General features: G+C 60.3%; 7 protein-coding genes. 5 read left to right on the top strand and 2 right to left on the bottom strand.

Going from position 1 to position 12,901, the window contains the following annotated elements:
• The first annotated feature begins 89 nt into the window (after positions 1–89).
• A complete protein-coding gene (locus FUU19_RS01315; RefSeq protein WP_141971576.1) occupies positions 90–1,700 on the top strand; it encodes a condensation domain-containing protein in 1,611 nt (536 codons plus the stop codon).
• Between the two features lie 64 nt (positions 1,701–1,764).
• Positions 1,765–4,860 (top strand): amino acid adenylation domain-containing protein, encoded by a 3,096-nt coding sequence (locus FUU19_RS01310; RefSeq protein WP_230507059.1) that lies wholly within the window; start codon positions 1,765–1,767, stop codon positions 4,858–4,860.
• Positions 4,861–4,902: 42 nt separating this feature from the next.
• On the opposite strand, the gene FUU19_RS01305 is transcribed toward FUU19_RS01310, so the two are convergent.
• Both FUU19_RS01305 and gltP read right to left on the bottom strand, forming a co-directional pair.
• Positions 4,903–6,246 (bottom strand): condensation domain-containing protein, encoded by a 1,344-nt coding sequence (locus tag FUU19_RS01305; protein WP_230507058.1) that lies wholly within the window; start codon positions 6,244–6,246, stop codon positions 4,903–4,905.
• 274 nt (positions 6,247–6,520) lie between these two features.
• Positions 6,521–7,837 carry a glutamate/aspartate:proton symporter GltP gene (gene gltP, locus FUU19_RS01300; protein ID WP_063988404.1) on the bottom strand — a complete coding sequence of 439 codons (1,317 nt, stop codon included), beginning with the start codon at positions 7,835–7,837 and terminating at the stop codon, positions 6,521–6,523.
• Between the two features lie 902 nt (positions 7,838–8,739).
• Here gltP and acs point away from each other — a divergent pair.
• From acs to actP, 3 genes are all read left to right on the top strand, one after another.
• Positions 8,740–10,698 (top strand): acetate--CoA ligase, encoded by a 1,959-nt coding sequence (acs, locus tag FUU19_RS01295; protein WP_230491027.1) that lies wholly within the window; start codon positions 8,740–8,742, stop codon positions 10,696–10,698.
• A gap of 91 nt (positions 10,699–10,789) precedes the next feature.
• Positions 10,790–11,101, top strand: a complete 312-nt coding sequence (locus FUU19_RS01290; protein WP_004930047.1) for a DUF485 domain-containing protein — start codon at positions 10,790–10,792, stop codon at positions 11,099–11,101.
• Positions 11,098–12,750 (top strand): cation/acetate symporter ActP, encoded by a 1,653-nt coding sequence (actP, locus tag FUU19_RS01285; protein ID WP_230491026.1) that lies wholly within the window; start codon positions 11,098–11,100, stop codon positions 12,748–12,750. The genes FUU19_RS01290 and actP overlap by 4 nt, the downstream gene beginning before the upstream one ends.
• Positions 12,751–12,901: the final 151 nt, after the last annotated feature.

Genomic DNA, 12,901 nt, shown 5'->3' with positions numbered 1-12,901 from the left:
CAAATGGATCAAATAATAATAATTTTCATTCCCATTAACATTTGGATATATTCTTGCAGTCTCGTTGGCTGAATCAAAATGGATACCCGATGAAAGCTTTGACCACGATGCAGGCCGCCTATTGGGTAGGCCGACAGTCCGCTCCTCCCCTCGGCGGCATGGCCGCCCACCTGTATGCGGAATTCGACGGCGGCGAGCTGGATCTCGCCCGGCTGCGCCAGGCCGTCGAGGCGCTGTACCTGCACCATCCGCTGTTACGCCTGCGCATTACCGATGATGGCCGGCAGACGATCGCGCCTCCCGGCCCTCGGCACGCCTTGCATCTCGACGATTGGCAGCACGCCGATGAAGCAACGCTGGCAGCCGCACTTGCCGCCAAACGCCAGGCAAAAAGCACCCAGCTGCTGCCGCTGGAACAGGGCGTGCCCTGCGATATCAGCCTGAGCCTGTTGCCGGAAGGGCGCAGCCGCCTGCATGTCGATCTCGACATGATCGCCGGCGATGCCATGAGCTTTCGCCTGTTGATGGAGGATCTGACGGCGTTTTATCACCGGTGTCCGCCGCCCCCCTCCGATGACGCGCCACCGGCCTACTTCGAACACCTCGAACGACGCGACGCCGACGACGGGCTACGCCAACGGCGCGAACGCGGCCAGCGTTGGTGGCGTGAACGCCTGGCGCAGGTGCCGCCAGCGCCGCGCCTGCTGCGCACGCCGGACCGCTGCCGCAGCGATCGCCTGGCCGTACAGCTGAATGCGGAAGAAAGCCGCGCGTTGGAAAGCGTCGCCAAACGGCACCACACCTCCCTCTCGACGCTGTTTCTCGCGCTGTTCGCCCTGGCCGTCGGCCAAGGTTGGAATATGACGCGCTTCCGGCTCAACGTGCCGCTGTTCCACCGCGAGAGCGAACGGGAGGACGCGCATCGCCTCATCGGCGATTTCTCTAACCTGGTGCTGCTCGGCGTGGAGCTGAACCCGACGGAAAATCTAAGCGCCTTCTGCCGGCGCCTGATGGCGCAGCTGGCGGAGCTTATCGAGCATGCGGATTACCCCGGCGTGAGCGTAATGCGCGATCTGTCGCGTCTGCACGGCAGCCTGCAGCCTTCGCCGGTGGTGTTTACCGCCGGTTTCGGCATCCGCGGCAAGACGCTGTTTTCCGAACGGGTCACCGACACCTTCGGCCGTCTCGGCTGGGTCATCTCTCAAGGACCGCAGGTTGCGCTGGATGCGCAGGTCGCCCACGTCGACGACGGCATTCTGATCAACTGGGACGTACGGCAGGACGCGTTCCCCGAGCAGGTGCTGCCGCGCCTGCTGGCCTGTTACCGGGCGCTGCTGCACCTGGCCGCACGGCAAACGGAGGCGTTCGATCGCCCGCTGTCGCAGCTGTTGGCGCAATGTACGCCCGACGCGCTGGCGCAGCAGGCGCCGGTGCGCCAGGTGCTGCACCGGCTGCTGACGCGGGTGGCCCCCGAGGCCGGCTTGCACGACCACGACGATATCCACCGCTTGGCCCTGCCGGATGCCGGGGTGAACGCGCTGCTGACGGTGCTCAACAAGTATCTGGCGGCGGCGCTGACGGCACAGGATCTGGCGGCGCACTCCTCCCCTGCGGCGCTGGCGGCATTGATCTGCCAACGCTCGCCCGAGGCTGGACGGAATGCGAAAACGCTGCTCGCCGCGTTGGCGCCGCAGCACTGAGATCGGTTTCCGGGCGCGCGGCGCCCGGCTCGTTTTAATCGGTTAGCGACTATAGGGAAGTACCATGGAGACACCATTAACCGCACTGCAGCAGGCCTATCTTCTGGGCCGCAGCGATCGATGGCCGCTGGGCGGCGTGGCGATGCACGACTTTCGCGAATACCGCGCCCGGCAGCTGGATGTACCGCGCCTTGAAGCGCGCCTGACCGAGCTGGTTCAACACTACCCGGCACTGCGCACCTGCATCGATGTGCCGCGCGGCACGCAGCACGTACGCCCGGAAACCACGCTGCATCTGGATCGCCACGATCTGCGCACCCTTGATGGCGAAGCGGCGCAGCGCCAGGTCGAACAGCTGCGCGCGCGTTACTCCCACCAGCGCCACGATCCGAGCCAGCCGCTGTGGCGCATCGCCGTGATCCAACTAGCCGAACGGCAGGATCCGACGGGATCGCCGTACGATACGCTGATCTTTACCAGCTTCGATGCCTTGACCCTCGACGGCCAGGGGATCTCCACCGTGATCGCGCGCCTGTTCGACGATCGCCCTCTGACGCCGACCACCGCCGCGCTGCCGCCCCCCGCCGCATCGGCGGCGCAGCGCCAGGCCGATGCCGCCTACTGGCGCGAAAAGCTGCAGGATGTCACCACCCCGTCGGCGTTGCCGTGGCGCGCCCCGCTCGCCAATCTCACCTCATCACGCTATCGCCGCGCCACCCTGACGCTGCCGCGCGATACGATAAAACAGCTCGGCCGCCTGGGATCGCCACATGCGCTGCTGCGCAACAGCCTGCTCTCGGCGCTGATCCTCGATACGCTGGCCCACTGGACCACCGACGGCGAGCTGTGCGTCGGGGTACCGGTGGCGTTCCCCGCCGCCGACGGCGCCCTGGGCAACGCCTCCAGCTTCGTGGCGGTGCGCTATTCGCGCTACGGCGAAGACTTTATCCAGCGCGCGCAAGCCTTGCAGGACGACGTGCTCGGCGCGCTCGATCACCTGGCATTTTCCGGCGTCGATCTGGCGCGGCAATTGCTCGGCCAAAGCCAGGGCGGCCCGGCGCTGCCGGTGATCCTGACCAACTGCCTGGGCTGGGAGACGCTGCCGGCCGAGGCGCCGGTGCGCTTCCACGACGGCCTGACCCAAACGCCGCAGGTCGCCATCGATATCCGCCTGACGCTGGACAGTGAAAAAACCCTGCAGCTGTGCGTGGACTACGCCGAGCAGGCGCTGCAGGGTGAACAGGTAGAAGCGATGCTGGCCGCGTTGCAGCGACGCATCCTGCACAGTTGCCAACGGGCCGACCTGGCGATCGCACCGCGCGACTTCATCGATCTGGCGCATTACTGCCACAACGACAGCGAAGCGAATTACGCGCCTTATCCTTATCTGGCGCAGCTGGCCGAGCGGCTGTTCGGCGCGCAAGACGGCGGCAATGCGCTGATCTGCGGCGAACAGACGCTGACCTATCGTGAGCTGGGCCAGCGGATCGCCACGGCGATCGTCAACCTGCAGAGCCGCGGCGTGCAGCCGGGCAACGTGGTGGCGCTGTACCTGCCGCGCAGCCCGGAACTGATCATCTTCAGCCTCGCCTGCGCCCTGCAGGGCGTGATCTGGGTGCCTATCGATATCAACTCGCCGCCGGAACGCACCGCCTACCTGCTGGAGAATTGCCGGCCGACGCTGGTGGTGCACGGCGGCGATCTGGAGACGCCGAACGGCGTGACGCCGGCGACCCTGCTGGCGCAGGCGGATCGCGCGCCCGCGCTGCCGGATGAACGGACGCTGGTTGAACGCAGCGCCAGCCAGGCCGCGAGCTACTACCTGTATACCTCCGGTACCACCGGCAAGCCCAAATGCGTGGTGCTTAACAACCGCGCCACCGCCAACGTTATCCACCACACTCAACAACGCTGGGCAGTCACCGCCGACGACGTCTTCATTTCCGTCACGCCGCCGCACCATGACATGTCGATGTTCGATCTGTTCGGCTCGCTGTGCGCCGGCGCCACGCTGGTGCTGCCGGCGCCGCATCAGGAAAAGGATGCCATCAGTTGGAACCAACTGGTGGAAAAACATCGGGTCACCCTGTGGTGTTCGGTGCCCGCCATTCTGGAGATGCTGCTCACCTGCAAAACGGCCGACAGCCTGCGCTCGCTGCGCCTGGTGGCGCAAGGCGGCGACTATATCAAGCCGGCGACGGTGCAAACCCTGCGTACCCTGCGCCCGGATCTCACGCTGTTCTCACTCGGCGGGCCGACCGAAACCACCATCTGGAGCATCTGGCACCCGATCGCCCCACAGGAGAGCGGCACCGTGCCTTACGGCCGCCCGCTGCCGGCCAACCGCTACTTCATCTGCCATGACGACGGCAGCCACTGCCCGGCCGGCGTGGTCGGCCGCATTCATACCGCCGGGATTAACCTGGCGTTGGGCTATCTGGAACAGGGGGAGGTGAAGCAGCATGATTTCGTCACCCTCGAAGGACCGGACGGGCAACCGCTGCGCGCTTTTCGCACCGGGGATCAGGGTTACTACCGGGCGGACGGCAACATCATGTTCGCCACCCGGGTGAACGGCTATGTGAAGATCCGCGGCGTGCGCGTCTCGCTGCCGGAAATCGAAGACGTGCTGCGCCGCCATCCGGCGATCCTGGATATGGTGGTGGTGGATTATCCCAGCGGAGAGAACAACGAGGCAGCGCTCGGCGCCCTGTATCTGACCCGCGACGGCAAACCGCTGCCGCTGTCCGAGATCCGCGCCTTCTCCACCGGCTATCTGCCCTGTACCCATATTCCCACGCGCTTTATCCATGCCGAGGCGCTGCCGCTGTCCGCCAACGGTAAAACCGATCGCCATCGCATCCGCGCCGACCTGAGCCACCAGCAAACCGCGCCGGCGCTGAACGCCTGTGCGGCCCCGCCGCCGAACGCACCGTTGGCGCGCAGCGCAGAGATCCTGACCATTTACTGGCAGGCGATTGGCGTAACGCCGCGCCCGGAATGGGGAGAAGAGACGGCGTTTATCGCCATGGGACTGAAACTGCCGCATATCAAACAGGTGGCGGCACGCCTCAATGACGCTTTCGGCACCCGGCTGGTGAGCAGTTCGCTCCTGCCGTGCAAGAACGCACGCGAAGTGGCGGCGTTGCTGGCCAGCTGAAGCCATACCACTCGGGCGGGGACATCCCCCGCCCGCGCTTTCTCAGGCGGGCAACGCCGTCAGGGCCGCCAGCGGCTGTTCCCACGCTTCCCGCTGCAGCGCACGCAACAGGAATTCTTGCAGCGCCTCGCCATAGTCCAGCGCATCCTCCGCCGGGAACTGTTCCAGATAAATATCGATATCCACCTGCAGATCGCGGGCGTCGGTGCGGCCGCGATAAGTCAGGTTAAAACCGTCGCCCGAGCCGCCGGCCAATACGCTGCGGGTACCGCGACAGCCAGTAAAACGAGGCGCATCGAAGGGTTGCACGTTGATGAAGGGGGAAATAAAGAAGCGCGAGCCCGGATCCACACCGCGATCGGCGGCCAATTGGCGCAGACGGTAGCCGGCGTGGCTGCGCAGCTCACGCAGTTGCTGCGTCAGCGTGGTGAGAAAGCCCCCCAGCGTCTCCGCTTGCTGCGGTGACACCAGCAGCGGCAACGTATTCACCGCCAGCGAAGGCACGTTGGTGGCGGCCTGCCCGCGGCGATTCATCGCTGGCATCCACATCGGCAGCGTATCGCCCTGCCAAGTACAGCGCGGCATCACCTGAAACAGCCAGGCCGCCGACAGCGCCACCAGCAAATCGGGCCAATTGATGCCGCTGCGCTCCGCCAGCTGCGCCAGTCGTTGCGATACCGCCGCCGGCAGCCGGTGGTGGACGCTCAGACGCCGCACGCCATAGGCCTCACCGCCCTTGCGTACCGTCGGCAGCGCCTGCGACGGCGACAGATAGGTCTGCCAAAAGCGCCGATCGCGCTCGCATCGCTCAGAATCAGCGTAGGCCAGCTCAGCCTGTTGAAAGACGTCGAAGGCGCCCAGGGGAATACCCGCGCTGCCTTCACCCCGATAGTGTGCATACAACGCGGCGCAGCGGTGTTCGATCAGCGCCATGCCGAAACCGTCGACCAGAATATGGTGCGCCCGCACGTACCAGAGGTAGCGCTCCGGCCCCAGCTTCAGCAACCACGCGGCGGCTAGCGGCTCGCTGTGCAGCGCCCGGTGCTGCGCAATATCCTCGCGCATCAGGCCCTGCGCCGCCTGCCAAGGGTCGCCGTGCGTTTGCAGATCGATACGTTGCAATGACGGTATGCGCTGTGGATCGTGCCGTAACGGCGGAGGAGAGTCGCCGTGCCGCTCACCAAAGCGCAGGGCAAACGCCTGCGTTTCGGCGAGGGTGACGGCGATCGCCTGACAGAGCGCCTCTTCCTCTACCGCGCCGCACAGTTCGGTGCAGTGTGCGACGGTGGATAAGGTCTGCCCGGGGTGCAAGGTGTGTTCTTCCCAGAAATCAAGCTGCGCTGGCGCCAGCGGCAACCATTCAGAGGCCAAAGCGGTGTCCGACATGTTACCTACCTTTGATAAGCCCGAATAAAGACGCAGAACGGGCGTAACCCCACCGTTCAACGGCTTTTGCGTGTCTCCATACATCATCAAATGAAAATGATAATAACATCCATTATCATTTCTATTAATTTGGTAACACTTTAGATTTTGTTAAGCGGGGATGCAAGTCGCACTGTAGGGCAGAGAAAAGAAAGCGGCAGGTTGCAGGGGCATAAAAACAAAACGCCCCGGCACAATTGGCCGGGGCGTTTTTAAAGGCGGTAATACTCGGTGATTAGGCCTGGTTGGCCGGCTTCACCTTCTGCGCCAGGAACTCCGTTTCGTAAGCCAGCGCCTTCTTGCGATCGAACTGGTGCTCCCACTTGGCGATCACCAGTACCGCCAGCGCGTTGCCCACCACGTTCAGCGCGGTACGCGCCATATCCAGGATACGGTCCACGCCGGCGATGAACGCCAGGCCTTCCAGCGGGATGCCGACGCTGCCCAACGTAGCCAGCAGCACCACGAACGAGACCCCCGGCACGCCGGCGATCCCTTTCGAGGTCACCATCAGCGTCAGCACCAGCACGATCTCCTGCCCCAACGACAGCTCGATGCCGTACAGCTGGGCGATAAAGATAGCGGCGATGCTCTGGTACAGCGTCGAGCCATCCAGGTTAAAGGAGTAGCCGGTCGGCACCACGAAGCTGGTGATCGACTTGGGCGCGCCGTAAGCCTCCATCTTTTCGATGATGCGCGGCAGCACCGTTTCCGAGCTGGCGGTGGAATAAGCCAGGATCAGTTCGTCTTTCAGGATGCGGATCAGCGTCCAGATGCGCAGGTTGCACAGCCGGGCGACCGCCCCCAGCACCACCAGGGCGAAGAACGCGATGGCGAAGTATACCAGCACCACCAACTTGGCCAGCGGCAGCAGCGAAGCGAAACCGAAGTTGGCTACCGTAACCGAAATCAGACCAAACACCCCGATCGGCGCATAGCGCATGATCATATGGGTGACTTTGAACATGCTCTCGGACACCGCCTTGAACACCTTCAGCAACGGCTCTTTGGTCTCTTTCGGCAACGACGACAACCCCAGACCGAACAGCACCGAGAAGAAGATAATCGGCAGCATGTCGCCCTTGGCCATCGACGAGAAGACGTTCGATGGGATCAGCGACAGAATGGTCGCCACCAGACTGTGCGAACCGCTTTGCACCTGTTCGGTGGTTTTCTCATACTGCGAAATGTCCACCGTGGTCAGCGTCGACATGTCGATGCCGTGGCCGGGTTGGAATACGTTGGCCAGCGTCAACCCCACCACGATGGCGATGGTGGTGATCACTTCGAAGTAAATAATGGTTTTCAATCCGATGCGGCCCAGCTTTTTCGCATCGCCTACGCCGGCAATACCGACGATCAGCGTGGAAATAACAATCGGCACCACAATCATCTTGATCAGGCGAATAAATATATCACCCGCCGGGCTGAGAATATTGCTGACCAGCCACTCACGAGATTCTGTCTGGTTGTGCAATACCGCGCCAACAATAATACCCAGTACCAACGCGATCAGGATTTGCCAAGCCAGGCTAATTTTTACACTTTTCATACCCAAAAAGTCCTCAAAGACTCTTTTCGCCGCACAAAGTCGCAACACGGAGAAAAGAATACTTAATCATTTATTACAGGCTTATGTTAATTCAGTGGAAGCGTTCACCTGCCCTGAGTGCGACGCAGTATAAATCTGTATCATCCGGGTGGCATGCTCTGCAAGCCTTGATTTGTCAGGGTTGAGCGCTGAATCGAATCACAAAAAATTCGCGTAACTATTTCAAACGGCATAATTGGTTGTTATTAAAAACATAATTTTTCATACAATGAAGTACATAACCGCGTCGACGATGTTTTTTTGAACGCAATTGAAATGCGTTATTTTTCGCCCATTCTGCATATTTAGTCCGCATCAAATGTTTATATTTTGTTACTCAAAAGTAAAATAAATGAGAATTAGCCGAGTGACATACCCCTCTATAAATGCAGGGCTACTTTATATTTCGATTAAAAAGCGAACGATATCGCAGGCTGAATACCCTCGGGTATCTCACGACCTTTCATCAGGAATTAAAGGTTAATAAAACGTTATTTCACGATATGCCGTCCATCGTTATATCGCGTTAATACCAACTTCGAATATTAATAGCGAAAAATAATCCAAAAAGATTTATAGCGCGAAATAACGCAGGCCTTTCCACCGATTTATTTGGCACGAGGCAAATAACTTCACCTTTGTTTATTCTTTTTTGTTCTTTAGATAAGTGTTTTTGGCTAAAAAAGCGGGTTTATGATGATTTAAACGCCAAAGAGATAGATACGCCCTGCAAATGCGACAGAACTATTACAAATCAATATCTTTGTTGCGTGATCTGCCGCGCAAAAAAGAAACAAAGAATCGTAGCAAACTATACTTAACCTTCAGTTGACATATCATTAACAACTTCAAGGAGAAAAGCTATGAGCCAACTGCATAAACACGCTATTCCTTCTGCAATTGCAGAGCACGCCCTGATTAATCCGGCACAATACCAACAGTATTATCAACAGTCGGTTCAAGACCCAGAGGCTTTCTGGGGTGAGCATGGCAAAATCCTGGACTGGATCAAACCCTATACCAAAGTTAAAAACACGTCGTTCGATCCCGGCCACGTCAGCATTCGTTGGTTTGAAGACGGCACGCTGAACCTGTCTGCCAACTGTTTGGACCGCCATCTTGCTGAGCGCGGCGACCAGACCGCCATTATCTGGGAAGGCGATGACCCGACCCAATCCAAGAACGTGACTTACAAACAGCTGCACCATGACGTCTGCCAGTTCGCCAACGTGCTGAAAAAGCTCGGCGTGAAAAAAGGCGACGTGGTGGCTATCTATATGCCAATGGTGCCGGAAGCGGCGGTCGCAATGCTGGCCTGCGCGCGTATCGGCGCCGTACATTCGGTGATCTTCGGCGGCTTCTCACCGGAAGCGGTCGCCGGACGCATTATCGACTCCAACGCCAGGCTGGTGATTACCGCCGATGAAGGCCTGCGCGCCGGCCGCGCCGTGCCGCTGAAAAAGAACGTCGATGATGCGCTGAAAAATCCCGGCGTAGTCAGCGTGGCTAACGTGGTGGTGTTCCAACGCACCGGGAAACCGGGCTACTGGCAGGAAGGGCGCGATCTGTGGTGGCATGAGCTGACCCAGGGCGTCTCCGCCGACTGCCCACCGACAGAAGTGAACGCCGAAGATCCGCTGTTTATCCTGTATACCTCCGGTTCGACCGGCAAGCCGAAAGGCGTGCTGCACACCACCGGCGGCTACCTGGTCTACGCCGCGATGACCTTTAAGTATGTGTTCGACTACCACGACGGCGATATTTATTGGTGCACCGCCGACGTGGGCTGGGTCACCGGCCACAGCTATCTGCTGTACGGCCCGCTGGCCTGCGGCGCCACCACGCTGATGTTCGAAGGCGTGCCTAACTATCCGGGCGTCAATCGCCTGTCGCAGGTGATCGACAAGCACCAGGTCAACATTCTGTACACCGCACCGACCGCCATTCGCGCCCTGATGGCCGAAGGCGACAAGGCGATCGAGGGCACCCGACGCGATTCGCTGCGCATCATGGGCTCGGTCGGCGAACCGATCAACCCAGAAGCCTGGGAGTGGTATTACAACAAGATAGGCAACGCGAAGTGCCCGATCGTCGATACCTGGTGGCAGACCGAGACCGGCGGCTTCATGATTACCCCGCTGCCGGGCGCCACCGAGCTGAAAGCCGGTTCCGCCACGCGACCTTTCTTCGGCGTACAGCCGGCATTGGTCGATAACGTCGGCACGCCACAGGAAGGCGCCTGCGAAGGCAACCTGGTGATCGTCGACTCCTGGCCGGGGCAGGCGCGTACCCTGTTCGGCGATCATGACCGCTTCGAGCAAACCTACTTCTCGACCTTCAAAGGCATGTACTTCAGCGGTGACGGCGCCCGCCGCGACGAAGACGGTTACTACTGGATCACCGGCCGCGTCGATGACGTGCTGAACGTCTCCGGCCACCGTCTGGGCACCGCCGAGATCGAGTCTGCGCTGGTATCGCACCCGAAAATCGCCGAAGCGGCGGTGGTCGGCATTCCTCACAACATCAAAGGCCAGGCGATCTACGCCTACATCACGCTGAACCACGGCGAAGAACCGACGCCGGAGCTCTATACCGAAGTGCGCAACTGGGTGCGCAAAGAGATAGGGCCGATCGCCACGCCGGACGTGCTGCACTGGACAGATTCGCTGCCCAAAACGCGCTCCGGCAAGATCATGCGGCGTATCCTGCGCAAAATTGCCGCCGGCGACACCAGCAATCTGGGGGATACCTCCACGCTGGCGGATCCGGCCGTAGTCGACAAGCTGTTGGAAGAAAAACAATCAATGAAAGTGCCGTCATAATTTACGCCGCTTCAGGCCGCTCATTCGGATAACGCGCCGTTGAGCGGCCCTGGCGCGGCGTACTCTCTCAATACCGACTGGAGACACTCTGATGAATGACACCATTTATCAAGGGATTGAAGAAAACCCGCGCTTTAAAGAGCTGGTGAGAAAACGCGGCCGGTTCGCCTGGCTGCTTTCACTGATTACGCTGGCGCTGTACGTCGGCTTTATTCTATTGATCGCCTTCGATCCGCAATGGCTCGGCACGCCGATCGCCGCCGGATCAACCATCACCCGCGGGATCCCGGTCGGCGTCGGGCTGATCGTGATCTCTTTCGTCTTGACCGGGATCTACGTGTTTCGCGCCAACGGCGAGTTCGATCGTCTCACCGCAGAAATTCTGCGTGAGGTGAAACAATGAAGCGCTTATTGTCCGCCGCCGCGCTGCTGTTGCTGCCAGGTCTGGCCTGGGCCGACGCCATTGGCGGTGAAGTACAGCGTCAGCCGCTGAACATCCAGGCGATCGTGATGTTTATCCTATTTGTCGGCGCCACCCTGTACATCACCTACTGGGCTTCCAAACGCACCCGTTCCCGTCAGGACTACTACACCGCGGGCGGGCGCATCACCAGCCTGCAAAACGGGCTGGCGATCGCCGGTGACTTCATGTCTGCGGCCTCGTTCCTCGGTATCTCCGCCCTGGTCTACACCTCGGGCTATGACGGCCTGATCTACTCTATCGGCTTCCTCATTGGCTGGCCGATCATTCTGTTCCTGATCGCGGAGCGCTTGCGCAACCTCGGCCGTTATACCTTTGCCGATGTCGCCTCTTACCGTCTGCAGCAGAAACCGATTCGTACCCTGTCGGCCTGCGGCTCGTTGGTGGTGGTGGCGCTGTATTTGATCGCGCAGATGGTCGGTGCCGGCAAGCTAATCCAGCTGCTGTTCGGACTCAACTACCATGTGGCGGTGATCCTGGTCGGCATCCTGATGGTGTTGTACGTGCTGTTCGGCGGCATGCTGGCCACCACCTGGGTGCAGATCATCAAAGCAGTGCTGCTGCTGGCAGGGGCCAGCTTTATGGCGCTGATGGTGATGAAGTCGGTCAACTTCGACTTCAATACCCTGTTCGCCGAAGCGGTGAAGGTGCACCCGAAAGGCATCGCCATCATGAGCCCCGGTGGTCTGGTCTCCGATCCGATTTCCGCGTTGTCGCTCGGCCTGGCGCTGATGTTCGGCACCGCCGGTCTGCCGCACATCCTGATGCGCTTCTTTACCGTCAGTGACGCCAAAGAAGCACGCAAGAGCGTGTTCTACGCCACCGGTTTTATCGGTTACTTCTATATTCTGACCTTTATCATCGGCTTCGGCGCCATCTTGTTGGTCAGCGCCAATCCGGCGTTCAAAGACGCCACCGGCGCGCTACTGGGCGGCACCAATATGGCGGCGGTGCATCTGGCCAATGCCGTTGGCGGCAACTTCTTCCTCGGCTTTATCTCGGCGGTGGCCTTCGCCACCATTCTGGCGGTCGTTGCAGGCCTGACGCTGGCCGGTGCCTCGGCGGTTTCCCACGATCTGTACGCCAGCGTGATGAAAAACGGCAAGGCGACCGAGCGCGACGAGCTGAAGGTCTCCAAGATCACCGTCGTGGTATTGGGCCTGGTCGCTATTGCTCTGGGGATTTTGTTCGAGAAGCAGAATATCGCCTTTATGGTCGGGTTGGCGTTCTCTATCGCCGCCAGCTGTAACTTCCCTATCATCATCCTGTCGATGTACTGGTCGCGTTTGACGACCCGCGGCGCGATGATTGGCGGCTGGCTGGGTCTGTTAACGGCGGTGATTCTGATGATCCTCGGCCCGACGATCTGGGTGCAGATCCTCGGCCATGAAAAACCGATTTACCCGTATGAATATCCGGCGCTGTTCTCAATGATCGTGGCCTTTGTCGGCACCTGGTTGTTCTCGATCACCGACAGCTCGCTGGCCGGGCAGCAGGAGCGGGAACGCTTCCGGGCTCAGTTTGTCCGTTCGCAAACCGGGCTGGGCATCTCTCAGGGCAGCTCGCATTAACCGAATAATAAGTGAAAAAAAGCAAACACACCCTAATCAAAGGCCCTTCGGGGCCTTTTCTCTGGCTGTTTATCGGAGAGAAGCAGGGAAAAGCAGCGCAGCCTAGCTGCGCTTTTTTGCGTTTTACGCACAGCAAAAAGCCCTGAACGTC

Origin of the sequence: Serratia montpellierensis (assembly GCF_020858655.1) — a bacterium.
Lineage (GTDB): Bacteria > Pseudomonadota > Gammaproteobacteria > Enterobacterales > Enterobacteriaceae > Serratia > Serratia montpellierensis.
The sequence above is the reverse complement of the archived record's forward strand: the minus strand, read 5'-3'. Positions and strand labels throughout refer to the sequence as shown.

Coding starts and splice junctions, on each gene's coding strand:
- FUU19_RS01290 (WP_004930047.1), top strand. CDS start 10,790: ATGAATGACACCATTTATCAAGGGATTGAAGAAAACCCGCGCTTTAAA.
- FUU19_RS01315 (WP_141971576.1), top strand. CDS start 90: ATGAAAGCTTTGACCACGATGCAGGCCGCCTATTGGGTAGGCCGACAG.
- FUU19_RS01310 (WP_230507059.1), top strand. CDS start 1,765: ATGGAGACACCATTAACCGCACTGCAGCAGGCCTATCTTCTGGGCCGC.
- acs (WP_230491027.1), top strand. CDS start 8,740: ATGAGCCAACTGCATAAACACGCTATTCCTTCTGCAATTGCAGAGCAC.
- FUU19_RS01305 (WP_230507058.1), bottom strand. CDS start 6,246: ATGTCGGACACCGCTTTGGCCTCTGAATGGTTGCCGCTGGCGCCAGCG.
- gltP (WP_063988404.1), bottom strand. CDS start 7,837: ATGAAAAGTGTAAAAATTAGCCTGGCTTGGCAAATCCTGATCGCGTTG.
- actP (WP_230491026.1), top strand. CDS start 11,098: ATGAAGCGCTTATTGTCCGCCGCCGCGCTGCTGTTGCTGCCAGGTCTG.